This window comes from Oscillatoria sp. CS-180, from assembly GCF_028330965.1.
Lineage (GTDB): Bacteria > Cyanobacteriota > Cyanobacteriia > Phormidesmidales > Phormidesmidaceae > Halomicronema.
The window spans coordinates 69,655-94,472 of record NZ_JAQMUB010000011.1; the positions used below are offsets into that span (position 1 = coordinate 69,655).

Sequence of the window (24,818 nt, forward strand, 5' to 3'; positions counted from 1 at the left end):
AGGGAAAAGAAGCGTTAGAGTATCATTAACGGCGATCGCACCAATCCGCAAAGTTTTTCGGCAGCGTTGGTGCCACTCGCGATAAAAATGTCTGGATAGCATTATGGGTCACAAGCTTCAAAACTTCTTTGGTCGTCTAAAACCCCTGATCAAACCTTTTATGGCACTCGCTTTAGTGGGTGTCTTGATGTTGGGTCATGCGGATAGTGCCCTCGCTGCACGAGGTGGAGGTCGTATTGGAGGCGGTAGTTTCCGTGCTCCTAGTCGGACCATTTCACCCACTCGTTCCTATCGAGGACCTAGTGGTGGTGGATACTATCCCGGCGGCGGTTTTGGTTTTCCGTTTCTGTTTCCTCTCTTTGGATTCGGTGGCGGCTTCGGAGGGTTGTTTACAGTCATCCTATTTATTGGCTTAGCCAACTTCATCATGCGTGCCGTTCGTGAATCTGGTGGCATGGGCAGTGGTGTAGGCGGCAGTGTTGACAACCCAACCGTTTCTGTGGCGAAGTTACAGATCGGTCTGTTGGCAGAAGCTCGGTATCTGCAGGATGACCTCAACCGCATGGCACTGTCCGCAGACACATCTTCTTCAGAAGGATTAACGCAGGTGCTCCAGGAGGCAACGCTGTCTCTGTTGCGCCACCCAGAGTATTGGCAATATGCTACAGCTGCGACAGACGCCACTCGTTTACTCTCAGCAGAGCAAAGCTTTAATCAAATGGTGCTGGCAGAGCGTAGCAAGCTGACGGGCGAAACTCTGACAAACGTTAATAATCGCTTGCAGCAAGCTGACAGTTCGACGAAGGCTGCTGGAGGAGAGTTGACGAAGACTGAGCCAGGTGAATACATCGTGGCCTCCGTCATTGTGGCAACTCAGGGCAAGCTCAGTCTGCCCAAGGTATCTTCAACTCAAGATGTTCGTAAAGCTCTGAGCACATTGGGTGCGGTTTCTAGCGATCGCCTCTTGGCCGTTGAAATTCTTTGGACGCCTCAGGCTTCTGGTGAAACCTTAACGTCAGACGAAGTGATTGCTGAATATCCTGAACTGACGCTCATCTAGAGTATCGGCATCACTCACCTGTTTTACGCAAACTGCCTGGGTCGTTCTGATCCAGGCAGTTTTGTTAGAATCTAAGACTGCATGTTGGCTTAGGAAATTTCAACAATGATTGTATCTCAGGCGGCCACTCCCAGCGGCGCGGAAACCTCTGTCAGTTCTGTTGACCTGTTGCCCGTAGCTCAGCGCACGCGCGATGCGGCTCAGCAGCTTGCCGTGCTCTCAACAGCAGACAAAAACCGCGCCATCCGTGCGATCGCCGATGCGCTCAGCCATCATCGAGACGACATTTTGGAAGCCAATCGATTGGACTGTGAAGCTGCTGTCATTGACCAGCTACCTAAGCCGCTATACGGTCGGCTGAAGCTTGACGCCGTCAAACTTGACGGCGCGATCGTGGGGGTTCAGGACGTTGCTAAGCTGCCCGACCCCGTTGGCATTGTTCAACTCCATCGGGCGCTAGACGCCGGATTAGAACTCAAGCGTGTTAGCTCTCCACTAGGCGTTTTGGGCGTCATTTTCGAATCTCGCCCAGACGCCGTTATGCAGATTTCAAGTTTGGCGGTGAAGTCTGGGAATGGTGTCATTTTGAAGGGCGGTAGGGAGGCTGTGCGATCTTGTCAGGCTCTAGTTACTGCGATTCGAGTTGGGCTAGAGCAGGCAGGGCTAAATCCAGACGCAGTGCAGCTTTTGACGACTCGTGAGGAGACTCGTGCAATGTTGGCCCTGGACGGCTATATCGACCTCATCATTCCACGGGGTTCCAATGCTTTTGTGCAATTTGTGCAAGACAATACTCGTATTCCCGTATTGGGTCATGCGGACGGCATCTGTCATCTCTATATCGACGAGGCTGCCGATTTGCAGAAATCCATCGATATTGCGGTTGATGCCAAAGTGGGTTACCCCTCGGCTTGTAATGCCATTGAAACGCTATTGGTGCATCGAGCGATCGCGGCTCAGTTTTTGCCCCAAATTGCCCAAGCGCTTCAGGACAAAGACGTTGAACTGCGGGGTGATACTTTGACACAATCCTTAGTGGCCAATAGCCTTTCAGCGACAGACGAGGATTGGGCAACCGAATACAGCGACCTGATTCTAGCTATCAAAGTGGTGGATTCTCTGGGAGAAGCGATCGCCCACATCAACACCTATGGATCTCGTCATACAGACGCGATCGTCACTGAAAATCGGGCCGCCGCCGCAACGTTCCGCAATCAGGTTAATGCAGCTGGGGTTTACCACAACTGCTCGACCCGATTTGCAGATGGTTTTCGATATGGCTTTGGGGCAGAGGTGGGCATCAGCACGCAGACGATGCCGCCCCGGGGTCCGGTTGGTCTGGAAGGGCTGGTCACTTATAAGTACCATCTTGTGGGCGATGGGCATGTGGTCGCTACGTATTCAGGTGCCGATGCCAAACCCTTTATTCATCAGGATTTGTCCTAGCTCAGGTGAGATTCCTTCATGGACACCATGTATATCAACGACATTCGCGCCTATGGCTATACCGGGGCGCTTCCTGAAGAGAATGTTTTAGGGCAATGGTTTCGAGTCGATTTGGTTTTGACGTTGGATCTGTCTCCAGCAGGGCTGTCTGACGTGCTGTCAGATACCTATGATTATGGAACAGCCGTTCAGATTGTCCAGCACTTAATTCAAACCAAACCGTTCAAATTGATTGAGGCGGTTGCCAGTGAACTTGCTAAAGCAATTCTTCGAACAGATGAGCGGTTGTCTGAGGTGACAGTGAAGCTGACTAAGCTGTCGCCACCTGTGCCTAACTTTTCCGGCAGTGTGACTTTGGAGATTACGCGCGATCGCGCTCATTTGGATACGCTTTCGCCTGCATCTTTGCTGCTTGACGGTTGAGCGGAGTGCATGGGAGAGAGGCATTGAACCGCATTGGCGAAGCCTCGCCGACGTTAAGCGGATGGATGCTATTGAGGACACTAACCCAGATGGCTGAAGCTATATATCTAGGAGTTGGTTCACAAAGTTAGTGTAGACTTCTCCGGTTAGAAATTGGGGATGGTCTAACACAATTTGATGAAAAGGAATTGTGGTGGGAAGACCTGTAATCGCGCATTCTCTGAGTGCCCGTTTCATGCGAAGGATGGCCGTATCGCGATCAGGTCCCCAAACGATGAGTTTACCGACGAGAGAATCATAGTAGGGGGGAATTTCGTAGTCGGTATAGACATGGGAGTCGATCCGGACGCCAGGTCCTCCGGGGGGCAAATAACCGTTAATACGACCAGGAGCAGGACGAAAATTGTACTTTGGATCTTCAGCATTAATTCGGCATTCAATAGCATGACCTCGTAGCGTCACCTGATCTTGGGTAACGGTGAGGCGATCGCCTTGGGCAATGCGAATTTGTTCGGCAATCAAATCTAGGCCCGTTATCATCTCTGTAACGGGATGCTCAACCTGAATACGAGTATTCATCTCCATAAAGTAGAAGTTACCGTGACCATCCACCAAAAATTCGACGGTCCCCGCACCCACATAGTTAATGGATTGAGCTACCCGGACTGCGGCATCTCCCATCTTCTGGCGTAGCTTGGGATTCAAAGCAGGGCTAGGAGCCTCTTCCAACAGCTTTTGATGACGTCTTTGAATAGAACAGTCCCGTTCACCTAAGTGAATAACATTGCCGTGACTGTCAGCCAAAATTTGAAATTCAACGTGGCGGGGCTTTTCAATAAATTTTTCAAGATAGACGCCTGGATTGCCAAACGCGGCTTCCGCTTCGCCTTGAGCCGCAAAAAACAGCTTGTTGAGCTGATCGGGTGCTTTGACCAAACGCATACCTCGACCACCGCCGCCGGCAGTCGCCTTGATCATGATCGGATAGCCAATTTGTTCTGCGATCGCCCTAGCTTCTGCTTCACTCTTAAGGAGACCATCGCTGCCTGGAATCGTTGGTACTCCTACTCGCTGCATGGTTTCCTTCGCAGTAGATTTGTCTCCCATTGAGAGCATTGCTGCGGGAGTCGGCCCAATGAAGGTCAAATTGTGGTCCGTACAAATCTCTGCAAACCGAGCGTTTTCGGCTAAAAATCCATAGCCTGGATGAATCGCTTCAACTCCTCGGGTCAGGGCTGCCGCGATGATGTTAGGAATGTTGAGATAGCTTTTGCTGCTTAACGCCTCGCCGATGCACACTGATTCGTCTGCCAACTGCACGTGCAACGCATGGCGGTCCACTGTGGAGTGAACTGCGACAGTGGCAATCCCCATCTCTTCACAGGTGCGAAGAATTCGGAGCGCAATTTCCCCACGGTTGGCAATCAGAATTTTGGAAAAGCGCATGCGATTTGTAGTGCCCTCAGCAGCATGAATAGCGGCTTGAAAGCTGGTTAGAGAAGACCACTTTCCGGGATAAACAGGTGCTTTCTAACCGAGCGTTAAACCGTAAGACAGTAGCTAATCCTACCATGCAGTCAGGACTGTAGGCAGGAAGCCCTTTTTCTAAATGCGCTAATTGTGAGGGGATCTTGGCGAGGTGTCCAAGCTCGATCAATAGTTTTAGCCATCTACGCTTATGCACCTAATAGTATCTAGGTGGATAGCCCACCCCAATGGGTCGCCGTCTTGCCCTAAGAAGATTTCTGAAAACAAAAATGCCTGACTGTGGTGCATGACGCTGCGCTAATGACACCCTACCAGCGGTAAATTCTTTCTTGGAGATCCCCAATGCAACGGGCGACGGCTATATAGCTTAAGGGCAAAGGTAGACGCTAGAAGTCAGCGTCAATCTTTTGCCCAAGCTATGGAGCGCTCTCATTCAATGCGCCCTAAGAGAGAATTTCACGACGACCAGTGCCGCCTGTATAGCGACGGTGGCTGTAGGTTTCGCTAGCGTATTCGGACTGTTCAGCGTCTAGTGCTGTAACTGCGATCGTCGAGAGTTGTTGAGCATGAGCGCCGAGAGTAACTGCGATCGCAACAGTCAGGGAACCGATGATGAATGTTTTCATGTTGTTGTTTCTAACCCAATCTGTTCCCCTCTTCGGAAACCCACACACCTATCAGGAGGGGTTAGGGGAGCTTCACAGAATAAACTCAAAACAACCCTTGAGTTAGTGTTATTCAGGAGATCCCTTTCCCATGGAGCAACCCAACGCCAGCCGACGGCTCCGTCCCCGTGGCGGTGGGCTACCTGGACTTTTTATCGGATTCAGCTATCCTCTGAGGGCTTTACGGCTGTTCCAAAAGCATAAAGCTCTGCGACCGTATGTGATTGCCCCACTGGGCATCAACATTCTTCTTGGCATGGCTCTCTATTCATTGGGAACTTGGCAGGGGCTGAAGCTGGTCAATCGATTAACAACTCGACTGATCGAATGGATTGAACCTACGTGGCTAGATACGGCGGTTCAACTACTTAGTCCCTTAATTCAGGGGACACTGATTGTGTTGCTGTTTATTGTTCTGGGGTTTGTTTTGCTCCAGTTTGGCGGCATTCTTGGGTCTCCCTTCTATGGGCAGCTTTCTGAGAAGATTGAAATACTGCGTACTGGCAAACTTGAGGTACCGCCGTCTTTGGGAGGCGCTGCTGTGCTCGTCGATATTTGGCGGGCCATCATGTTTGAGATTAAGAAGCTGATTCTGCTAGCGATTATCGGAATTCCTATTTTGCTCTTAAACTTTGTTCCGGGTGTTGGAACAATTGCTGCCACTGTAAGCAGCATTGCACTGGCGTCTTTGCTGATTTGTCTGGATATGTTTGATGCCTCTTTGGAACGGCGACGACTCAAATTTCGCCAGAAGCTCAAGTTGGTTTTAGGAACGTTGCCTGCCAGTGGTGGCTTTGCTTTGATTTGCTTAGGGCTGATCAGTATTCCACTCATGAACTTATTAGCAATCCCTCTCTGCGTTTCCGCCGGAACGCTTTTCTTTTGCGATCGCATTCTAGAATCATCCCAGGCCCACTCCCCTTGATTCCTGTCCCGTTGCGATGCATTAATAGAGAATGATTCTCAAGAAGGATTCAATGCTTACTCGTCTGGCTTGCGTACTTTTTTATCTCAGAGAGGTATACCTTGTGCAGAAGCGCTTGCTGTAGTTCTTGTCAGTGTCGCTAAACTCTGCTTCCTAAGCCCTAAAGGGCCTCTTCTCGTCCTTTGATTTGTCCTTGTCCATATGACCTTTGCAATTGATTTTGGCACCAGCAATACTGTCGTCACCCGCTGGAACAGCGCTACCCGACAGTCAGAAGTCGTTCTATTGCCGGGGCTAGCCCAACAGATTAGCAAAAATCCTCCTCTGGTTCCTTCTCTGGTTCATATACAAGATGCTGCTAAGGGGTCTGTGCAGGTGGGCCAACGGGTGCGGGACCAGGGGTTGGATATCAGCAGCGACAAACGGTTTTATCGCAATTTCAAACGGGGGATTGGTGCCCAAATTCAGGGTTTTCTGCCAGAGCTGGATGGTCGAGAACTGTCATTTGAACAAATCGGGCAATGGTTCTTGATGACGGTTATTCAGGCCGTTCAAGCGCAAGAACAGACGCTGGACGATATGGTCTTTACGGTTCCTGTTGATAGCTTCGAAGTCTACCGTCATTGGTTGGGGCAAACCTGTGAGTCTTTGAACCTGAGCCAAGTTCGCATGTTGGATGAACCCACTGCCGCCGCTTTGGGCTATGGCATTCAGCAAGAAGAAACGGTACTGGTTGTAGACTTTGGTGGTGGTACTCTGGACTTTTCTCTGGTCGAGCTAGTCATCGCTCCCAACCGCAAGCCACTGGGGTTTATTGTTCGCTGGGGTAATAAGTCGCTGGCTGAGTCCTCATCTCAGAGACCGCAAAAAGCGAAAGTTCTTGCTAAGGCGGGAGAAAATCTTGGGGGGGCTGACATTGATAACTGGCTGGCTGATTACTTTCAGCAGCAGCAAGGTATTGCTCTCAATGCTTTAACTCAGCGTCTGGTTGAACGCTTAAAGATTCAACTTTCCGAGAAAACTGAGGCTACCGAGAGCTTTTTTGATGACGAAACATTGGAAAGTCTCACCCTCAAGCTGGACCGGGAAACTTTTGAGGACATTTTGCAACGGAATCAGTTTTTTGATCGTCTTGATGGCTGTTTGGAACAGGTACTGCAGCAGGCTCGACGACAGGGCATTGGCATTGACGACATCGATGCTGTTTTGCTCGTTGGTGGCACTGTACAAATTCCTGCGGTACGGAGATGGCTGAAGACTTATTTTCCTGATCCTAAAATTCGCGGAGATCGCCCCTTCACGGCTGTTGCCGAGGGTGCACTACAGCTACAGCAGGGTATCGAAGTGAGTGATTTTCTCTATCACAGCTACGGTGTTCGCTATTGGGATCGCCGCAATCGTCGCCACGGCTGGCATTCGATTATTCGTTCGGGTCAACCCTATCCTTCTCCTAGTCCTGTGGAAATCGTGCTGGGAGCCTCTACGGATAATCAGCCCAGCATTGAACTGGTGATTGGCGAATTAGGTAACGAGGATGCCCGGGTGGCTACTGAAGTCTTTTTTGAGGGCGATCGCCTGGTCACACGTCAGACTCAACAAGAGGCCCAGCAAGTGCAGCCTCTCAATGCTGAAGGATCTGGACGTACCATCGCCAAATTAGAGCCTTTAGGAGCACCCGGCAGCGATCGCATTCGAGTTCAATTTGAGGTGGACCGCGATCGTACTCTCCGCATCACGGTAGAAGACATTCTCACAGGTAATACGCTGCTGGAAGATCGTCCGGTCATTCAGCTGAGCTAACTGAACCGCTAGCTCTCAGATCTTGATTTCCTACCTTTGTCCCTTAAATCCCCTCAATTTGGGAAACTTCTGCAAGATCTATAGCGGCATGCCTTTGCATCAAGCACACCCCATTCCCTATTCCCTGCTCCTTTAAGACCCTGATATGGACTTGACCAAGCTGCACAGGGCTATCAGTAACCTACACCATCAAGCTAGACAGACCATTCATTTCTAGCCTCTGACCTTCTCCCTTATGCCGCTTCCACAAATTCGGGTCGGACTCCTAGTTTATTGATTCGTACCTTAACTTCCATACCGAGGTAGTCTTCCGGTTTGCCTGTCCAAGAGCCAGAAAGTGGAATGACTTGTCCGGGATGGCGGGCGATCGCGATGGGGATGAGGTCAAACCCGGTGGTAATGCGATTGGTGGGGTCATAATTGCGCCAGCCAGCCCCCGGCAAATAGACCTGGAGCCAAGCATGGGTTGCGCCAGAACCCGTCATCCCCACTTCTCCTCCATCCAACGACTCGTCGTATAGGTAGCCGCTGACAAACCGACAGGCAAACCCAAGTCGCCTAAGGGCCTCAATCATCAACCAGGCATAGTCTCGACAAGTGCCAGATTCGGAGCTAAGAGTCTCGCCAGGCGTCTGTGTACCCTCAACGTCACGAGCTTGATAGCTCAAGGTTTCCCACAGGGTGTTCATCATGCGGTTGAGGACGTCAATAGACTCGTCCTGGTCACCGGCTACAAACTGCTTGGCCCAAGCGGATACTTTGCTGCCAGGGTCTTCCTCGTGGGGTCGCATGAACTGGGATAAATCGAGCCATTCATCCGGTGTGTATTGGATAGGAATCTCCTTGGCTCGACCCTCCAAAGGAAACTCGGTAATGGTTTTAATGCCTCGGTGTTCCCCTCGTAACCGATAGGTCACAACCAATTCATGACTAGGCTTCTCAAAGTCGATGAGAGCAACGTTATTCGACAGCGTATCCATCATCCAGCGAGTTTCAGATGGAATGTTGGTTTCTAGGGAATATTTGAGAATTCGGCCACCGTACCCAATATTGGGTAAAAAAATGCCCCGGTGCTGCCCAAAGGTTACGGGATTTTGGTAACGATACGTCGTGGTGTGTTCTAAATCGTAGATGACAGTCATGGTGAGGAGAAAGGTTGGAGGTAAAAGTTGAAAATCAACAGCTTGAAATTTTCTCGCTCTGGTTTTAGCAGATTGAACTTTGATTTTTGATCCTTGAATTCTCAATTTTTAGCTAGTGAGAAATAGAAGCGCAAATCCCCCTAGATAGAGAAACAGAATTAGCAAACTTTCAAAACCAATGTTAGCGATGCCGTGCTTTTCTCGCCGTAGTAGACCTAAGAGCAGGGTTCCTGTCATCAAGATGGTCAAGGCAATGATAAAGGTTTGCGACGAAGTGAGGGCGTGATAGATGGAGCCGGGACGGTAGGCAAAGTCGGAAAAGGCGACGAACAGCACGTCGAAGCTATTACCGCCAATGATGCCGCCCACTGCCAAGCCGAGTGCTCCCTGGCGAACCGCCGCGATCGCTGTCACCAGCTCTGGCAACGACGTCGTTACAGCTGTAAACAAGCCGCCTACCACCGTTTGGGAAAGACCTGACTGGTCGGCGATCGCGGAGCCTGTCTGAGCTACCACATAGCCGGCAGTGCCAATAGCCACTGCTAAGACTGCCATGCTGATGCCTAACTTAGTCAGACTACTGTTTCCGGCATCCGCTGTATCCGGATCATCAGTGTACGTTTCGGGGGTTTTCTCGGGGGACCACATGGGCGTTTCTTTGGCCTTGGAAATGAGACGCAGTCCAAATATGTAGGCGATCGGCAGCACCAGTGAGATGGGGTGAATACCGAATATGCTGACAGGGGGAGCCGATGCGGCTAATAGTGGAAAGGCTAAAAGACTGACTAGCAGAGTCCCTTGAGATAGATTGGCGGCTGAGGCAGCAGCGTGCTCTAGATTGGCGGCAGGATAAACAATGTCAGCAATGGCTAGAAAAGCTGTTTGGGCTGCAATTCCGCCCAGGGCATTGCTGATCGACAATTCGGGATAACCATTAGCGGCAGCAGAGACAGATGTAATAATGCCGGGCAGAGACGTGACTGCCCCCAGAAATAAAGCGCCAACAATGGCTTCTCCTAATCCTGTTTTATCGGCAAGGCGATCTGCAATTTTGGTAATCCGAATGCCAAAGAAGGCGATCGCTACTGCCGCAACGATAAATAAACCGACATTAAGTGCTAAAGAGTCAACCATTGATGCTGTTACAAACGATAAGGCTAGAAGAATACCAGAGACAAAAATTCGCAATGCCGAATCTGCCTGAAGTGAATGCTTAGGCACAACAAGCAAGGATCTAATAGTCAAAATTTGCAGACCTTGCTTAAAGCAGCGAAACAGCGCAAAATCCTTCACCCTGCTGCCACCTACGCATGGCTAAATTCTCCATTCAGCAAATTTAGCGGTAATTGAAACGGTTGACTTCTACCTATCAGTAGTGATCCATCCCTGCTCAGCAGCAAATTGAGTTGCTTGGTAGGTTTCTTGAAACAAGAAAAACTCGCTTCCCAAAGAGCGCACCTTTTCTGCAATTCCTTGAATTTCCTTGGTGCGTTTCTGATTATGAGGAACAACGTCGCGAATAAAGATGCCTAAGACGCGACCTGGATAATCCTGAACGAGAAGACTATAAATCTCAGGATCCTTTTGTCCACTATCGCCGACTAAGATAAAAGGAAGTCGATTAAAGCGTTCGAAGATAGGCTGAATTTGCTCACGCTTGTGGACTTCGTGCTTGAAATTCACTATTTTTTCAAGGGACAGTTCAATATCCTTCAAAAAGATGGGTCCTTTGGGAATGTCGTTCATTTCCATAAACTGAGCGAACACGTCGTACATGTTCCAAGCACTGCTGGAAACGTAAAAAATGGGATTGCATTCCTCTCGGCTCTTACCTTTTTGTAGCTGATTGTAAAAGTCGGAGACTCCGTCAAAAGGGGTTCTTGATTCCGCGTTGCCCATGTAGACAATCCGAATCATCTTCAGCAAATCTGTTGCCGCTGTATGAACAATAGTGTCATCAATGTCACTGATAATGCCAAAGGAGGCATTGTCTCGAACAATCATGACCTCGGCTTGATCGAGGACCGTTTCCTCATCAGCCTGAGTAGACATCAAAGAGACATCAACAGGACACCACAGTCCTTCGTGGCTTAAGTCTTCTTCGGTATGTATTTCAACGTTAAAATAGCCTTCAGAATTAGAAGTAGTTTCAGTTTCTAATTCACCAAGGCGAATTCGCAAACGAGCATTGGGAACTTCGTCAGTTGCGAACCTTTTATACATGTTCCAGATATTTTCGTATACCGAAGGCTCCTGCTCTCGAAGTTTGATTCCTTCGTCCTTTAAAACCCGACCTTTAACTAATAAATAATTCGGTGTTCCATAGCCTCGATAAGGCAAAATGCGGATTGGATCCTCAATACCCAATAGTTTTGCGAGTTGCCTTCTCACCTCATCAATCACGGTATCAATCGCACTCATTAACTGCGATATCTTATGAATCCAATCCGCCATAGCCTTAACTTTTACAAAACGCTCACGCACTCACTGAAGTGATCATGAGACCTATCAACAATCAACCCGTACCCATCGCTGCCGTCCTCTACAAATTTTGAAGGAACCGGCCCGCTACGGATAGGGCATCCCCAACATCCGTATCACCGTCTCCATCAGCGTCTAGAAAGGCAGACAAAATTGCGTTATTGCCACCTGCTCCAGACCGTTGATTGGAGCCAAGTTTCAAAAACTGTAAAACCACTGGCACGACGATGGGCAACAGTCTTTGAATCTGCTGGGCATCTAGCCCTGTATTCCGAGCTGCATCCTGAACCGTTTCTGCTTCTTCTTTAGGGGTGAAGAGCGATCGCACAGCATCCAAATTGGCCTGGGTGCCACTGTAGCGATCAACCAGTGATTCAGCTTGCGCCTGGCTGGTTTGCGATCGCTGCTGATTCAGCGCCGTCCGTACGTGTTGTCCAACTACTGTCATCAACATCTGAGTGGTGGAGGAATCCAATCCTTGCTGAGACGAGAGCTGATTCACAACCTGAAGAATATTGCCCACTTGTCCTGTATTCGCCTGGAGTTCAGGATTATTGACAGCCCGAACCACGTGATCAAACAAACTCATGAGTGCGACTCCTTAACACAAACAAAACACCCCATTTTAGGAGCATCGTAAAAAATTAGAGCCGAGACGACTCAAAACTTCCTGAACCGTTATGAGACAACTCCGAATCGCTCTGCTGTCTTGGTGTTGCATCATCAAAATTCTTTTGATCGAAGTAGTAGACCGATCTAATAGGATACGGAATGCTTAAACCAGCTTCATCACAAGCGGCTTTGAGCGACATGATGACTTGAGTTCGAGTTCTACGGACGATCGCTTGCGGCGGACGAGTCCAGTAGCGCACTATAAAGTCAATAGAGCTGCCGCCGAACTCAACAATGTCAACTTCCACAGCGGGATCTGACAACACAGTGTCCACCCTGCTAGCCGCCTTGTGCAAAATCTGACGCGCCTCAGAAAGCGGCGTATTGTAATCCAGTCCGATGGCAAGATCTGTGCGGCGACTGGCGTTCTCAGTCAACACTTCAATGGGATTGGTGAACACCAGCGAATTCGGAATAACAATGCGCTCGCCCTGATAGTTGCGAATTTTCGTCGAGCGAATATCGATTGACTCGACTGTACCCTCATAGTCACTCACAATAACTTGGTCATTTACCTTAAAGGGTTGATTAAGCAGCAGTAAAATACCAGCCAGAAAATTTTTGAAGATGTCTTGAAAGGCAAAGCCGACTGCAACGGAACTCAAACCTAAAAGGGCAACAATGTCTCCCAGTCCAAGATCAGGGAAGATCAGAATACAGGCTAATAGAACGCCAGCTACCCAAACAGTCACACTGGCAACTTTGACCGATAGCAGCTGCAAAGAAAAGTTAGGCGTTAGTTTTTCAACAACAACACGAGTTAGTTTTCTGGCGGGGCGAACCGTATAGGGCGTTGCAATAAGAACGATAATTGCCAAGATGACTGCCGGAAGAATCTCTATGGCGCCACTAACTAGATTGAGTAAGCTCTCTTTAATTGTTTCGAGAAGTGCGGACATATAAGTTCATACAAATGACCAACCTAAGGGTACAGTGAACTGGACTGTTTTTTATCCATCGTAAGAATGACGTCGGGTCGGTCGATGGATTGGATGACGGCATAGCTCTGACTCGAACGAATGACCCGACCTTGAAGGTTGGCGTTAAGCGCAGGTTGTCTGCTGTTCAAGTAACTCTGATTAGATTTCTAAAAACGGCTTTCGATTATTACTAAACCTACAATTGCCAATAAAAAAAGTTTCCTAATTTACCGACTACCCTTTCTTTCAGAGGACGTTGTTTCCAGCTTTTTAGCCGTATCCTTTGACTCTGACTAAATCCAGTTTCAAAAAATGTCTCAATTTTATCGATTAGATAGGACATTGTTGTACAAAGATTCAATTCATCGTTGTGGAAAAAACTGCGCGGATCTAAGTTAGCACTCCCCAAACTGACCCAATCGTTGTCAACCAAAATAACTTTGGCATGCATCATGCTGGGCTGATATTCGTATATTTCAATATCGTTTTCTAGCAGTGCCGGATACCGTTCTCGGGAGACGTAGTAGACATAGGGTTTATCACTTTTGGGACCCATCGTGAGGATGCGAATGTCCACGCCCTTCTGTCGCATTGATTTAAACATTTCGCAGGTTGCGTCGTCCGGAAGCAGATAGGGACTAGCTATCCACAACCGTTTCCTGGCGGCAGCAATGCAGAGCTGAAATAGGCTGCGAATAGAAGAGTTTCCTGCCGTTGGGTCCTCTCCGGGCGTAATCAGAATAGAGGTGGAATTATGATCCACTGAATGATTGGGACTGTGAGTACCCAAATCGACGTGACCTCCAGCATCTAGCCAGTGTTGCCAAAAGAAGCCTGAGAGTAATCCAACGGCTTCACCTTGCCACTCTACTTCGAAGTCATACCAAGGAGTGCCGCCTTCATATTGACCTTCGCCATCCCATCGATCAGCCATACCGGCCCCACCTATCATGGCAACCTTCTGGTCTACGATGAGGAGCTTGCGGTGGTTTCGGCGTAGATAGTCTAGCGGTGCCCGACCTGAAAAGGGATTGAAAAATCGAACCTCTACGCCTGCATTTTTCAAAGCTGTCCAGTATTGCTGAGGCAGACTACCAGCTCCATAACTGTCTGCCAAGAGCTGTACCAGGACTCCCTCAGAAGCCTTACGCTTTAGGATTTCAGCAAAATCATGCGATCGCTTCCCTGGCATCATGATGAAGGTTTCGAACTGAATTTGCTCCTTAGCTTGCGCCATTAGAGCCAGTCGCTTCGATTGAATTTCGGCAATATTGGCCCAAAACTGAGTGGCTTCGCCCTGTGTTATCAGTGAATCCGACATACTGGCTGCCGTAACCAAAAAATGAGGGTTACTGGCTGATAAACCGACTAAGTCATAGTGTTTTTGGCGTCGAAAATGACCACTTAGATACAGATAAGACAGCACAATCAGCCCTGTGAAACTGATTAAAATTCCCAGTCCCCATAGAACAAACGACATAGATTTAATGCGACCGATAAAACGAAATGGACATTACGGTCAATGGGCAAAAAACTCAATGATTTGAACAATTTTACTAAAGATCAGAAGGGGTATCTGGTGCGATTTCGGTGCCGCCCATTGTCTTGACTTGCTGCTGATCGGTAATCAGATCCGAAATATCTTTAATATCGACTCCCATATCAGCACAGGCTGATTTTAGGGCGCTCTGAAAAGCTTCAACATCGTTCCCATAACCGCAGCGCTGTGCAGCTAATACCGCGCCATCATGAGCATTTGCTTTTGCACAATCTACTAAAACGGGACCTGTTAAAGGCGATGAACTACTCATATAAAGTTTTGACCTTATTCCTAAAAACCAAAGAATAGCCACCAGAGTACGTCCTGAGATAGTGCATCCAATCTAGCTAAGGAATGATTTGAGACTGCAAACCTATCCAAGGATGGGCATCTGAGCATAAGGATTACCACAGCTGATAGATGAGAACCTGATGGTAAATACCTTTTAATTAGCACATAGACGTCAACGAGACTTAAATACTTTATGGCAATCAACATTGGATTAACTGACGAACAACGCCAAGGTTCTGTAGATATTCTGAACAAGGCTTTGTCAGATACGTACCTTCTGTTAATCAAGACCAAAAAGTACCATTGGGACGTCGTTGGTCCTCAGTTTCGTTCTCTGCACTCTCTTTGGGAAGAGCATTACGAAGCGTTGACCGACAGCATCGATGAAATCGCTGAGCGCAGCCGTGCTCTAGGCGGTTATCCCCTGGGTACCGCAGAAGGGTTTCTGAAGAATGCTTCCATTCGCGAGCATGCAGGTGATCTACCTAGTGCTACTGAAATGGTGCGTCGCTTGGCAACTGACCACGAGCAGATCATCCGCAATTTGCGCGAGTCTATCGACCAGTGCTCTGAGCAGTACCACGATGAAGGAACTGCGGATTTCTTAACTGGCTTGATGGAAGGGCATGAGGAAATGGCTTGGATGTTGCGCTCCTTTATTGAGGGCGAATCGCTAAATCCTTCTGGCGATCGCGAAGGCGAGCTTCAGACGCCAGCTAAAGCATAGGATTAATTCAGCTGCATCGCGTTTGCGATGCAGCTTCCTTTTTAACAAAGTGCGTGTACAGGATCAGTCGTCTGGATTGATCCATGGGATATCGCTCTATTAGCTTCGAAATTCTAATTACACCTAGCATTTGCAAGCTTGTTCATAGTCCAACTCTCTGCCGTTGACAAATCTGCTTGAGGTTGGTGTAGAACCACAAATGGTCTATGGACTCTTCATTATTTATGGCGCATTTAAGGCTACTTTGTAGAGAATTTTATGGATACTCAAACACGGTTCAATTCAAATAAGCGGGAAACGGCAGAGTGGATAGAACGCTTAGCTCGTTTTGGATATGCAGCCAAAGGTGTAGTCTATTCGATTGTCGGCGTGTTGGCGTTTCAAGCTGCTTTTAACTGGGGTGGCAAGGTTGAAGGCTCAAAGGGGGCTTTTCAAACCATCGCTAATCAACCTTTCGGCAAAACACTGTTATTCTTGGTAGCCGTAGGCCTTTTGGGGTATGTTGTCTGGCGTTTTGTTCAGGCGGCTCGCGACCCTGAGCATAATGACGATGGCTTTGGTGCGATCGCTCGACGACTGTCCTATGCGGTTAGCGGACTTATCTACGGAAGTTTAGCGTTTGCAGCCTTTCGCATTGTCTTCAGTGGTGGCGGTTCGTCGTCTAGCAGCGGCGGTAGTTCCACCAGTCAGCAAACCGCAAGTCTACTCTCACAGCCTTTTGGACAATGGTTGGTAGGTCTAGTCGGAGTCGCCTCCGCAGGATATGGTTTTTACTGCATCTACCGGGGCATTAAAACAAAGTTTCGGAAGAAGCTTAAGCTTTCTGAGATGAGCAGCGCGGAAGAGAACTGGGCTACTCGCATCGGTCGATTTGGACTGATTTCAAAAGGGATTGTCTCTTTGATTATCGGCTATTTCTTCGTCCAAGCAGCCAGAACTGCAAATCCAGACCAAGCGAAAACGACAGAGGGTGCTTTAGAAGCCCTTCAGCAACAGCCTTTCGGCGCATTTCTCATGGGCATCGTAGCTTTGGGACTGCTGGCCTACGGTATCCATATGATAGTGCAGGCCCGGTATCGCAGAATTTCTCCTCAGTAGACCTTTAGGAATGAATGAATTTTAAGTTCTCAGTTTTGAGTTTTGAATGATTGAGTCATCGGCGAATCCAAAGTTCAAAGTTGATACTTAGATACGTTCCCGTTCCTTAACGCGAAATTGGTCAGTTGATTGATTTCACAATCAACTGACCTTCTTGACTTAGAGTGCCTCTGTTCCCAGAAGATACTGACCTTATCAGATGCACTAAATAGTCTTCGGATCCTTGCCACGTAGCTTAATGACTCACCGTCTTGTCCTAATACGACTGGCGACGGCTATGAAATTGGCGAAGCAGTAGGATTCCTTTTTGTCACAATCAAGGGTAGCTGCTTTTTTGGGATATGTGATGCCTTTGACGTGTGAAAGCCTACTCTCTGCCCATCCTGACATTTGGCATGCAGCCACGGTTCATCCTTTTTTGACGCAGTGTCAGGAGGGCACCATTCGCCCGGCCCAGTTTAACACTTGGCTGGTGCAAGATTATCGCTTTGTTACTGAATTCACTCGGTTTTTAGGGCGAACGCTGGCGGCTGCTCCTGATCAAGATTTGGATATTCTTTTAAGCGGCTTAAATGCACTGCAAGACGAACTGAATTGGTTTCGAGATAAAGCGGCTGAGCGATCGCTGAATCTCGATACGCCTCGCCAACCTACTTGTCAGACGTATTGTGAGTTTATGGGCAGCTTGGTAAATGTGCCTTATGCTGTACAGGCAACAGCCTTGTGGGGCATTGAGTACGCCTACAATCAAGGCTGGCAACTGCCCGGCAAAATGCCTGCGCCCTACGACGAGTTTGCGGATCGGTGGGGTAATCCCGGATTTACCGATTATGTGAAACTTCTGGCTCAGCAAGCAGACGCGGCATTGGAGACTGTCCCGCAGCCAGTTCAGGCAGCTGCCGAAGCTGCTTTCTTGCGAGTCGCAGTGCTTGAAAAAGACTTCTGGCAAATGGCTTATGGAGTCGGTTACGACAACTAAACCACGGTTTTTATAGGATTAGTTATACGCTGTTTTATTTCTCACTGAAGAGCGTATAAAAACAGCCTTTCTTGAAACCTTTCTGCTACCAAAATTCCTCTAAATTAATACCTTAGAAAGACCTTGAATTTCTCAATTTACCTATTTAGTGAGAAGCAATTTCGTTTTTCCAATTGTTAGCCTTGGGATACAGCAGGTTTAAGGTTGAATATTTTCGACTCAGAGAAAATTCCGAAACATATCTGCTGTTGCATAGACGCACAAGGAAAGCTTAATTATGAAAAGTCAACTTTGGAAAGCTGCTGGGGCATCATTACTTACTTTAGGATTTGCAACGGCACCAATTGCTGATCTGGCGATCGCTCAAGATGTAGACACTGAGGAATCGGCAGGCGAAGAGTTTCAAGACGCAGGGGAAGCCTTAGGTACTGCTGGGGAAGAAACTGTAGACGGTCTTCAAGAAACAGGTGAGGCCGTTGGTGAAGGGGTCGAAGATGCTGCTGAAGGCGCTGTTGATGCAACGGGCAACGCGATTGAGGCAACTGGTGAAGGTATCGAGAATGCTGCTGAAGGCGCTGCTGATGCGGCTGGAAACGCTGTCGACGCAACCGAGTCTGTAGCTCAAGATGCGGCTGAAGGGGTTGACGCAGCTGCTGAAAATGTTGAAGATGCCGCAGTCGATACTGCTGATGCCGTTGAAGAGCGTGCTAACTGGGGATGGCTCGGACTTCTAGGATTGCTTGGACTCCTTGGTCTTGCTGGAGGCGGTAAGAAAACCCGTGACGTTGTAGAGGTTCATGAATCTAATGCACCACGCACAACTGCGGACGTTCATGCAACAACGCCCCGTACAACAACAGCAACAGACGTTCGTCCAACGCCTTATACAACAACGGATCCTCAAGCAACCCCTAATAGAAACGACACCTATCGCTAATAGGTTTTGGCGAGCTTAGCGCGATTACTGCTGAGGCTTGAGTGGTGGGCGATCACGGGTTAGTGCGATCGCCCATCGTTTAGTGCAAAATGGCGACAAAGGCTTCTGGAGAAGGTTTCTACAGATTGACGTAGACCTGATTTCCTTCTGACGGCTCATGTGTAGATCAAGAACATCTGGAAAATTAGTAGATGTTTGTCAGGCTCGAATTTTCGCCGAGACGTCAAATCATCAACAGCTGCTAAGGAAAACTAATGAACAAAGTACTTTCAATCATTCTGGGTGGTGGTGCTGGAACACGACTGTATCCCTTAACAAAAATGAGAGCGAAGCCAGCTGTTCCTTTGGCAGGTAAGCATCGTTTGATTGATATTCCTATCAGCAACTGTATCAACTCCAATATTCTTAAAATCTACGTCCTGACGCAGTACAATTCGGCTTCACTCAATCAACACATTGCCCGCTCCTATGGCTTTTCTGGATTTCAGCAGGGATTTGTTGAGGTTCTAGCCGCTCAGCAGACACCTGACAACGACAACTGGTTTCAGGGAACAGCGGACGCCGTACGCCAGTACATGTGGATGTTCAAAGATTTGGATGTTGATGAGTACTTAATTCTCTCTGGTGATCACCTGTACCGCATGGATTATCAGAACTTCATTCGTCACCATCGTGAGACGGGGGCAGACATCACGCTATCCGTTCTACCCATTGATGAGAAGCGAGCCTCTAGTTTTGGCCTGATGAAAATTGATGATAATGGCCGCATTATCGATTTCAGCGAAAAGCCAAAAGGTGATGCGCTTAAGGAGATGCAGGTCGATACAACGACCTTGGGTCTTTCCCAGGAAGAAGCTGCTTCGAAGCCATATATCGCCTCAATGGGAATCTATGTCTTTAAACGCAATGTGTTGATCGACCTCCTAAATAAGCATCCTGATCACACAGATTTTGGTAAGGAGATTCTTCCTCAAGCCATGCAACAGCAGAATGTTCAGGCATTCCTGTTTAATGATTATTGGGAGGATATTGGAACAATCGAGTCTTTCTTTGAGGCTAACTTAGCCTTGGCTAAGCAGCCTAATCCTCCTTTCAGCTTCTACAATAGCTCTGCTCCCATCTACACTCGCGCTCGTTATCTTCCGCCCACTAAACAGCTGAAATGTACCGTCACTGAATCAATGATCAGCGAGGGTTGTGTACTGAAGGAGTGCGAGATTGTTAATTCCGTCATTGGTATTCGATCGCGCATTGAATCTGGCTGTTCTATCAAAGACAGTTTGATTATGGGAGCCGATTATTATCAGTCCAATTTTGAACGCGAGAGCAGTTGCGATGCTACTGCCGTGCCCCTTGGGATTGGCGAAAACAGCATTATCGAAAAAGCCATTGTCGATAAAAACGCTCACATTGGGTGTAACGTCAAGATTGTGAATAAAGACCGAGTTGAAGAGGCTGACAAAGAATCTGAAGGTTTTTATATCCGCAGTGGAATTGTTGTCATTTTGAAGGACGCTACTATACCTGACAACACAATCATTTAGATCACTGCATTTACTTTTGAAGGTCTTTTGTTCTTGAGATGAAAGGACTTAATTTCATGGATGAACGCTAGACCTTTTTTTGCAAGCAAGGAAGGAGGTATCGACATGCAGATGCCAGTTGATATTACTTATCGAGGCGTTGAAAAGAGCGACGCACTTGAAACACTAATTCGTTCAAAAATGGAAAAGTTGGAAGAGGTTTGCGACCATATTATTGGTTGTCATATTGCAGTTGAGAAAGCCCACGAGCATCCCAGTCATGGCTCGCCATACCGAGTCAGGCTGGATATCACGGTCCCTCCCAATCACGAAATTGTAGCGGATCGAAATCCAGGTGAGGGGGTTCAATATGCCTCTTTAGAATCAGTAATTCGGGATGCTTTTGAGGCCGCCAGACGTCAGTTACGAGACCTCAACCAGCAGCAAGAAGGACGTAGAAAGCAGCATACAGAGCAAGCGATCGCCGGCATTGTAACAAAGCTGTTTCCGTCTCAAAATTATGGGTTTATCAAGACCCTGGACGGTCGTGAAATTTACTTCCATCGCAATAGCGTCTTACATGACGATTATGATCGCTTAAGTGTGGGAGCTGGTGTTCAGTTCTTTCCGTCAGAAGGCGAAAATGGACCTCAAGCTAGTACTATTCGGCTAGTTGATAAACCAGGAATTCGGCCTGCTGATAATCGAGGTGATTCTGCCGAGTCTGAAGCCCCTCAAGGTTGGGAGTACGTCCAAAGTTAGGGGATAACTGTTGTCACTTAGCGTAGAGTTTGTCCCTTTTGAGCGATGCTAGCTGTTGCATTGTTTCGTACTCTCAGAATAACTGTTGATAGAGAACCCGTACACATGGATAATCAAAGTAAAAATTCAGATGGTCATGAGAAAGATATCAATCAGCCTCTGACAGCTGAACAAGTCTCTCCTGAACAGAAAAAAGCGCATCGTGAAACTCTGGAACAGGAGAATCCGACAGTTAATCCAGGCGATCGCCCCAACGAAAATGCATCCCTGGAAGAAAAATCTCAGCAGGTTGCTGTTGATGCCCCAGACATCACAGGTGATCACATCGTGGTCCCAACCTACTTTGTGGTTGACGATCCTGAAGAAGGGCAAAAAGCTCTTCATCATGTCAACGATGCGGAGGAGATCTCTGACGTTATCCGCCAAGCTCGGGTAGACGAATCAGGCGAGCGTCAGTGGCGTTAGTTTCGTAAATAAGGCTTGGATTTTTTAGGTGTCTCTGTCATAGGAGACACCTAAATTTTTTAAAACCAGTTCGTGTTCTTGGGAGATTTCTGAAAATTAAAATACCCGGCTGCGGGCATCACGCGGCGCTAATGACACCCTACCAGCGGTAAATTCTTTCCCAGAGATCTTCTTAGTTGCTCGTTACGGCTAAGAGAACAATTAAAGTGTGGGGCGTTGCTCAGTAAGCTTAATTTCAGTTGAAAAGCTATAACGGTCTGAAAGTCCTCGGAAGGGACATTCTAAGGGAGCTATGACGCTTTTGCGGAACATTAAGCTAAAGTCTGCTCTCATATTTTTCTTGGTTGGCAGACATGGCGCTTTCAGCCCGTCGCAGGGCTGTAATGATGGTTGTCAGCCACAAAATGCCAACAATAAATCCGACAATGACATCTGTAGGCCAGTGAGCGCCTAACTCTAATCGAGAAGCCATAATCAGGCTGTTCCACACCACGCCTAAAAGAATAACCAAGGTTTTTTCAAGCCAGCTATGACTTGCACGCCACCATAGATAAGCCATTAATCCATAGATAGTAATGATGACGATGGTGTGACCCGATGGAAATGAATGAAGACCAGAAGCAGCAACGCCATCCGCGATTAAATCAGGGCGGGCACGATTCCAATAGCCCCACCCAATCCAAACCAGGGCAAACTGCAAGATATAACCCACAACCATTGTTGCGGCTAAGAGTGGACGAGACCGAGCTATCATAATGCCGGTGAACACCACAACGATTGGAAAGGAACCCAACGAATTACCCGGTGATTCCCACGTGATGGATCTTGAAAAACTCAGTGGTATTTTGTCGACTAAGGTGAGCAATGTCCTTGCATCCCAAGCCTGTAAACCTTGGTCAACGTATCCTTTGACGATTACTGTCATGGCAAACGTAAGAACGGCACAAATGCCAAGGCCGATCGCAAGTGTTCCTGCCCAACGCTGCCACACTTTCTTGGGTAGCCGCCGACAGTCTTTCCAAAATTGATACCACCCTGCTCGTAAGGCTTTAAACGCTACCCAATTCATTCTTTATTCGCAAAAATTAGTGCCTTTCTATATTCACTTTCAGGTGAAAAAGATTGTCTTAGAATAAGGCTTAGGTCAGGCAGAAGCTTATCCCTTGAGATAGATTTGAAGTGACTTAAAAAACGTCACTCTAGTCAAAAGCGATCGCTCTTATGCCCTCGCATCTCAATTTTTTTGTCGGTATGGCGATGCTAATATCGTGCGAGCCTGCCAGCGTAAAAAATATTTTCTGAAGCATAAAGAGAATTTTTAGTGAGTTTGATACTTCAATGGACCTACTAGTCATTAAGGTCAAAAGCATACCGTCCTGAGTAACCATAAAGTGCTGCTTGAACTATGAATAGTAACCGTCCTAGTAATCTTTTGATCGGTGTCGTGGTTGGCATTTTGGCCGTTTTAGGATTGTTCATTCTGGGGCTAGCTTTAGGTGGTGGTGATCAAGATGGTTACGAAAGTGATGAACCCTCACGCTTGGAAAATTCTCAGGAATCATTGTGACCTCGATGTCAGACAACGCCAATTACCGCTTGCTTGCGAACATGAATATTGGCTTTTGGGGAGCGCAAGTTGCTAATGGGCTCCAAACCGCCAACGCTAGCGCTATATTCGAAAGCTTGGGAGCGGAGGCCAGTCAACTTCCTCTACTCTGGCTTGGTGCTCCCATTATGGGACTGGTTGTTCAACCCATTATTGGAGAGCTGAGTGACTGCACATGGTGTGTGTGGGGTCGCCGCCAGCCTTTCTTTGTAACGGGGGCAATCCTAGGATTTGGCATGATTATTCTCATGCCCAACTCGACTCATCTTTGGCAAGCCGTTGTTATCTACTGGCTGCTGCAGTTTGGTTTGAACGTGGGCACTGCACCAGCAAGGTCTTTCGTAGGAGACTTGCTGCCCTCAGCTCAAAGAACTTTGGGCTATTCGATTCAAGGATTTTGCATTGGTTTGGGCGCGATCGCTGCGTCAATGCTGCCCTGGCTGCTGGAGAAGATTCCCGCCGTCGAATCAACTGCGGAAGTAGGGGTGCCCACCACCATTTGCTGGGCCTACTACGTTGGCGCTGTTCTCTATCTTGTCAGCGCGTTATGGACCTATTGGACGGTCAAAGAAGCCCCACCTGCGCCTGATGTACTTGAAAAACCCATTGGGTCAGTTTTCAAGCGGATTGCAGAGGCGTTTACACAAATGCCTCCAATTATGCGTCAGTTGGCAGGGGTGCAGCTATTTACCTGGTTCGGCGTGTATTGCACCTTTTTGTATCTGCCGACTGCGATCGCAATCAACATCTTGGGAGCACCTAATAAGCAGTCTCCCGACTATGTGCATGGTATTGAGTGGGCTGGAATTTGTATTGCCTTCTATAACTTGATTTGCCTAGGAACTTCATTGCTCATTACCCCGCTCTCGCGGCGCTGGGGCAAGGTGACCATCTATGCAGTCTGCCTAATGTGTGGAACAGTGGGCCTCCTTTCGCTGGCTCTGATCCACAGTCGATATCCTATTCTGTTGTCGATGGTAGGCATTGGCATCGCTTGGGCTGGCATTCTGTCAATTCCCTATGCTTTGCTGATAGACAGCCTCCCCGATGAGCGAAGTGGTGTGTATATGGGGCTGTTCAACTGCTTTTTAGCGTTGCCTCAAATCGTTATGTCTCTGAGCTTCGGTTGGATAATGACAACGTTTCTACAGAGCGATCGCCTATGGGCTTTATTGTTGGGCGGCGTCTTTTTTGGCATCAGCGCTTTGCTAATGCTGAGGGTGACAGAACCTGAAGCGATCGTAGAGTCAGAAGTAGAGTCAGAAACTATCAATCGCGACAAAAATCTTGCCGCGATCGGAGACTAGCAGGTTAACGAGAGATAAGGGCCGGAGCGATCGCCTTCAAAACAGAACCGTGATCGCCCCTTCTAACCACACCTGTTATGGCAGCATGCATTTGAATCAAGCACACCCCATTCCCTACTCCCTTAGGAACAGAAACTTATTTAAGTATCAACTTTGAGCTTTGGATTCGCCGATGACTCAATCATTCAAAACTCAAAACTGAGAACTTAAAATTCATTCCTTCCTTAAGCCCCTGAGATGGACTTGACCAAGCTGCATAGGGCTATAAGTCGCTTTACTCGAACAGCCTGTCGCGCTGCAAGTACCGCAACACATCGCCGGGGTCTTGGCGAATCAGCACGCCGTTCTCCGGCACGTCGATCTTCGGACTCCACTCGATGCGCTCGATGCAGTTTCGTAGGTGAAACAGGTCGATTGCGCTTTGGGTGTCTGCTTCGGTGCCGACGAGATACAGGCGCAGTCGCTTGTGTCGTCGCTGGGGATGAGCGGGCTGACTCGGCAGCGACGGCGGTGCCGCCTCAGCGTGGTGAGACGGCAGAAAGTATTGAATGGTAATCACGA

General features: G+C 48.2%; 25 protein-coding genes. 14 read left to right on the forward strand and 11 right to left on the reverse strand.

Annotation, left to right across the window (positions count from 1 at the left end):
* The first annotated feature begins 103 nt into the window (after positions 1-103).
* The 3 genes from PN498_RS01800 to folB all read left to right on the forward strand — a co-directional run bounded on the left by PN498_RS01800 (position 104) and on the right by folB (position 2,929).
* Positions 104-1,060 carry a DUF1517 domain-containing protein gene (locus PN498_RS01800; RefSeq protein ID WP_272060964.1) on the forward strand — a complete coding sequence of 319 codons (957 nt, stop codon included), beginning with the start codon at positions 104-106 and terminating at the stop codon, positions 1,058-1,060.
* Between the two features lie 105 nt (positions 1,061-1,165).
* Positions 1,166-2,506: a glutamate-5-semialdehyde dehydrogenase gene (locus PN498_RS01805; RefSeq protein WP_272060965.1), complete on the forward strand. Its 1,341-nt coding sequence runs from the start codon at positions 1,166-1,168 to the stop codon at positions 2,504-2,506.
* Between the two features lie 18 nt (positions 2,507-2,524).
* Positions 2,525-2,929, forward strand: coding sequence for a dihydroneopterin aldolase (gene folB / locus PN498_RS01810; RefSeq protein ID WP_272060966.1), 405 nt, complete (start codon positions 2,525-2,527; stop codon positions 2,927-2,929).
* Between the two features lie 99 nt (positions 2,930-3,028).
* Here the strand turns inward: folB and accC are convergent, their stop codons facing one another.
* Both accC and PN498_RS01820 read right to left on the reverse strand, forming a co-directional pair.
* Positions 3,029-4,375 carry an acetyl-CoA carboxylase biotin carboxylase subunit gene (gene accC / locus PN498_RS01815; RefSeq protein WP_272060967.1) on the reverse strand — a complete coding sequence of 449 codons (1,347 nt, stop codon included), beginning with the start codon at positions 4,373-4,375 and terminating at the stop codon, positions 3,029-3,031.
* A 485-nt stretch (positions 4,376-4,860) separates the two neighbouring features.
* Positions 4,861-5,043 carry a hypothetical protein gene (locus PN498_RS01820; protein ID WP_272060968.1) on the reverse strand — a complete coding sequence of 61 codons (183 nt, stop codon included), beginning with the start codon at positions 5,041-5,043 and terminating at the stop codon, positions 4,861-4,863.
* Between the two features lie 130 nt (positions 5,044-5,173).
* Here PN498_RS01820 and PN498_RS01825 point away from each other — a divergent pair, with 130 nt between their 5' ends.
* Together PN498_RS01825 and PN498_RS01830 are read left to right on the forward strand one after the other, a co-directional pair.
* Positions 5,174-6,007, forward strand: coding sequence for an EI24 domain-containing protein (locus PN498_RS01825; protein ID WP_272060969.1), 834 nt, complete (start codon positions 5,174-5,176; stop codon positions 6,005-6,007).
* A 201-nt stretch (positions 6,008-6,208) separates the two neighbouring features.
* Positions 6,209-7,807 (forward strand): Hsp70 family protein, encoded by a 1,599-nt coding sequence (locus tag PN498_RS01830; RefSeq protein WP_272060970.1) that lies wholly within the window; start codon positions 6,209-6,211, stop codon positions 7,805-7,807.
* Positions 7,808-8,040: 233 nt separating this feature from the next.
* Here the strand turns inward: PN498_RS01830 and PN498_RS01835 are convergent, their stop codons facing one another.
* The 7 genes from PN498_RS01835 to PN498_RS01865 all read right to left on the reverse strand — a co-directional run bounded on the left by PN498_RS01835 (position 8,041) and on the right by PN498_RS01865 (position 14,875).
* The gene (locus PN498_RS01835) at positions 8,041-8,949 is read right to left on the reverse strand and encodes a transglutaminase family protein (protein WP_272060971.1); all 909 of its coding nucleotides are present in this window, start codon (positions 8,947-8,949) and stop codon (positions 8,041-8,043) included.
* 108 nt (positions 8,950-9,057) lie between these two features.
* Complete coding sequence (locus PN498_RS01840) at positions 9,058-10,083, reverse strand: sodium:calcium antiporter (RefSeq protein ID WP_272060972.1); 1,026 nt, start codon at positions 10,081-10,083, stop codon at positions 9,058-9,060.
* A 228-nt stretch (positions 10,084-10,311) separates the two neighbouring features.
* The gene (locus tag PN498_RS01845) at positions 10,312-11,403 is read right to left on the reverse strand and encodes an App1 family protein (RefSeq protein ID WP_272060973.1); all 1,092 of its coding nucleotides are present in this window, start codon (positions 11,401-11,403) and stop codon (positions 10,312-10,314) included.
* A gap of 88 nt (positions 11,404-11,491) precedes the next feature.
* On the reverse strand, positions 11,492-12,019 hold the full coding sequence (locus PN498_RS01850) for a DUF937 domain-containing protein (RefSeq protein WP_272060974.1): 528 nt from the start codon (positions 12,017-12,019) through the stop codon (positions 11,492-11,494).
* Between the two features lie 55 nt (positions 12,020-12,074).
* The gene (locus PN498_RS01855) at positions 12,075-13,001 is read right to left on the reverse strand and encodes a mechanosensitive ion channel family protein (protein WP_272060975.1); all 927 of its coding nucleotides are present in this window, start codon (positions 12,999-13,001) and stop codon (positions 12,075-12,077) included.
* Between the two features lie 217 nt (positions 13,002-13,218).
* Complete coding sequence (locus PN498_RS01860; RefSeq protein WP_272060976.1) at positions 13,219-14,502, reverse strand: phospholipase D-like domain-containing protein; 1,284 nt, start codon at positions 14,500-14,502, stop codon at positions 13,219-13,221.
* 76 nt (positions 14,503-14,578) lie between these two features.
* Complete coding sequence (locus tag PN498_RS01865; RefSeq protein WP_334312214.1) at positions 14,579-14,875, reverse strand: hypothetical protein; 297 nt, start codon at positions 14,873-14,875, stop codon at positions 14,579-14,581.
* A 171-nt stretch (positions 14,876-15,046) separates the two neighbouring features.
* Between PN498_RS01865 and PN498_RS01870 the strand changes: the two genes are divergently transcribed.
* The 7 genes from PN498_RS01870 (at position 15,047) to PN498_RS01900 (ending at position 21,344) form a co-directional block, all read left to right on the forward strand.
* Positions 15,047-15,580 carry a Dps family protein gene (locus PN498_RS01870; protein ID WP_272060977.1) on the forward strand — a complete coding sequence of 178 codons (534 nt, stop codon included), beginning with the start codon at positions 15,047-15,049 and terminating at the stop codon, positions 15,578-15,580.
* A gap of 258 nt (positions 15,581-15,838) precedes the next feature.
* On the forward strand, positions 15,839-16,678 hold the full coding sequence (locus PN498_RS01875) for a DUF1206 domain-containing protein (RefSeq protein ID WP_272060978.1): 840 nt from the start codon (positions 15,839-15,841) through the stop codon (positions 16,676-16,678).
* Between the two features lie 346 nt (positions 16,679-17,024).
* Positions 17,025-17,657: a TenA family transcriptional regulator gene (locus PN498_RS01880; RefSeq protein ID WP_272060979.1), complete on the forward strand. Its 633-nt coding sequence runs from the start codon at positions 17,025-17,027 to the stop codon at positions 17,655-17,657.
* Positions 17,658-17,934: 277 nt separating this feature from the next.
* Positions 17,935-18,594, forward strand: coding sequence for a WGxxGxxG family protein (locus PN498_RS01885; RefSeq protein ID WP_272060980.1), 660 nt, complete (start codon positions 17,935-17,937; stop codon positions 18,592-18,594).
* A gap of 254 nt (positions 18,595-18,848) precedes the next feature.
* Positions 18,849-20,138, forward strand: coding sequence for a glucose-1-phosphate adenylyltransferase (locus PN498_RS01890; RefSeq protein WP_272060981.1), 1,290 nt, complete (start codon positions 18,849-18,851; stop codon positions 20,136-20,138).
* Between the two features lie 105 nt (positions 20,139-20,243).
* Positions 20,244-20,879: an HPF/RaiA family ribosome-associated protein gene (locus PN498_RS01895; protein WP_272060982.1), complete on the forward strand. Its 636-nt coding sequence runs from the start codon at positions 20,244-20,246 to the stop codon at positions 20,877-20,879.
* Between the two features lie 105 nt (positions 20,880-20,984).
* Positions 20,985-21,344, forward strand: a complete 360-nt coding sequence (locus PN498_RS01900; RefSeq protein WP_334312215.1) for a hypothetical protein — start codon at positions 20,985-20,987, stop codon at positions 21,342-21,344.
* A gap of 316 nt (positions 21,345-21,660) precedes the next feature.
* On the opposite strand, the gene PN498_RS01905 is transcribed toward PN498_RS01900, so the two are convergent.
* Entirely contained in the window at positions 21,661-22,413 is a 753-nt protein-coding gene (locus PN498_RS01905) for a phosphatase PAP2 family protein (RefSeq protein WP_272060983.1), read from the reverse strand.
* Positions 22,414-22,749: 336 nt separating this feature from the next.
* Here PN498_RS01905 and PN498_RS01910 point away from each other — a divergent pair, with 336 nt between their 5' ends.
* Both PN498_RS01910 and PN498_RS01915 read left to right on the forward strand, forming a co-directional pair.
* Positions 22,750-22,911 (forward strand): hypothetical protein, encoded by a 162-nt coding sequence (locus PN498_RS01910; protein ID WP_272060984.1) that lies wholly within the window; start codon positions 22,750-22,752, stop codon positions 22,909-22,911.
* Positions 22,912-22,916: 5 nt separating this feature from the next.
* Positions 22,917-24,257 (forward strand): MFS transporter, encoded by a 1,341-nt coding sequence (locus PN498_RS01915; protein ID WP_272060988.1) that lies wholly within the window; start codon positions 22,917-22,919, stop codon positions 24,255-24,257.
* A gap of 274 nt (positions 24,258-24,531) precedes the next feature.
* Here the strand turns inward: PN498_RS01915 and PN498_RS01920 are convergent.
* Positions 24,532-24,818: hypothetical protein (locus PN498_RS01920; protein WP_272060985.1), on the reverse strand; the 287-nt coding region annotated here is incomplete at its 5' end.

Bases quoted from the DNA above. Each gene is read 5' to 3' on its own strand.
- PN498_RS01800 (WP_272060964.1), top strand. From the start codon at position 104: ATGGGTCACAAGCTTCAAAACTTCTTTGGTCGTCTAAAACCCCTGATC.
- PN498_RS01805 (WP_272060965.1), top strand. From the start codon at position 1,166: ATGATTGTATCTCAGGCGGCCACTCCCAGCGGCGCGGAAACCTCTGTC.
- folB (WP_272060966.1), top strand. From the start codon at position 2,525: ATGGACACCATGTATATCAACGACATTCGCGCCTATGGCTATACCGGG.
- accC (WP_272060967.1), bottom strand. From the start codon at position 4,375: ATGCGCTTTTCCAAAATTCTGATTGCCAACCGTGGGGAAATTGCGCTC.
- PN498_RS01820 (WP_272060968.1), bottom strand. From the start codon at position 5,043: ATGAAAACATTCATCATCGGTTCCCTGACTGTTGCGATCGCAGTTACT.
- PN498_RS01825 (WP_272060969.1), top strand. From the start codon at position 5,174: ATGGAGCAACCCAACGCCAGCCGACGGCTCCGTCCCCGTGGCGGTGGG.
- PN498_RS01830 (WP_272060970.1), top strand. From the start codon at position 6,209: ATGACCTTTGCAATTGATTTTGGCACCAGCAATACTGTCGTCACCCGC.
- PN498_RS01835 (WP_272060971.1), bottom strand. From the start codon at position 8,949: ATGACTGTCATCTACGATTTAGAACACACCACGACGTATCGTTACCAA.
- PN498_RS01840 (WP_272060972.1), bottom strand. From the start codon at position 10,083: ATGGTTGACTCTTTAGCACTTAATGTCGGTTTATTTATCGTTGCGGCA.
- PN498_RS01845 (WP_272060973.1), bottom strand. From the start codon at position 11,403: ATGGCGGATTGGATTCATAAGATATCGCAGTTAATGAGTGCGATTGAT.
- PN498_RS01850 (WP_272060974.1), bottom strand. From the start codon at position 12,019: ATGAGTTTGTTTGATCACGTGGTTCGGGCTGTCAATAATCCTGAACTC.
- PN498_RS01855 (WP_272060975.1), bottom strand. From the start codon at position 13,001: ATGTCCGCACTTCTCGAAACAATTAAAGAGAGCTTACTCAATCTAGTT.
- PN498_RS01860 (WP_272060976.1), bottom strand. From the start codon at position 14,502: ATGTCGTTTGTTCTATGGGGACTGGGAATTTTAATCAGTTTCACAGGG.
- PN498_RS01870 (WP_272060977.1), top strand. From the start codon at position 15,047: ATGGCAATCAACATTGGATTAACTGACGAACAACGCCAAGGTTCTGTA.
- PN498_RS01875 (WP_272060978.1), top strand. From the start codon at position 15,839: ATGGATACTCAAACACGGTTCAATTCAAATAAGCGGGAAACGGCAGAG.
- PN498_RS01880 (WP_272060979.1), top strand. From the start codon at position 17,025: ATGCCTTTGACGTGTGAAAGCCTACTCTCTGCCCATCCTGACATTTGG.
- PN498_RS01885 (WP_272060980.1), top strand. From the start codon at position 17,935: ATGAAAAGTCAACTTTGGAAAGCTGCTGGGGCATCATTACTTACTTTA.
- PN498_RS01890 (WP_272060981.1), top strand. From the start codon at position 18,849: ATGAACAAAGTACTTTCAATCATTCTGGGTGGTGGTGCTGGAACACGA.
- PN498_RS01895 (WP_272060982.1), top strand. From the start codon at position 20,244: ATGCAGATGCCAGTTGATATTACTTATCGAGGCGTTGAAAAGAGCGAC.
- PN498_RS01900 (WP_334312215.1), top strand. From the start codon at position 20,985: ATGGATAATCAAAGTAAAAATTCAGATGGTCATGAGAAAGATATCAAT.
- PN498_RS01905 (WP_272060983.1), bottom strand. From the start codon at position 22,413: ATGAATTGGGTAGCGTTTAAAGCCTTACGAGCAGGGTGGTATCAATTT.
- PN498_RS01910 (WP_272060984.1), top strand. From the start codon at position 22,750: ATGAATAGTAACCGTCCTAGTAATCTTTTGATCGGTGTCGTGGTTGGC.
- PN498_RS01915 (WP_272060988.1), top strand. From the start codon at position 22,917: ATGTCAGACAACGCCAATTACCGCTTGCTTGCGAACATGAATATTGGC.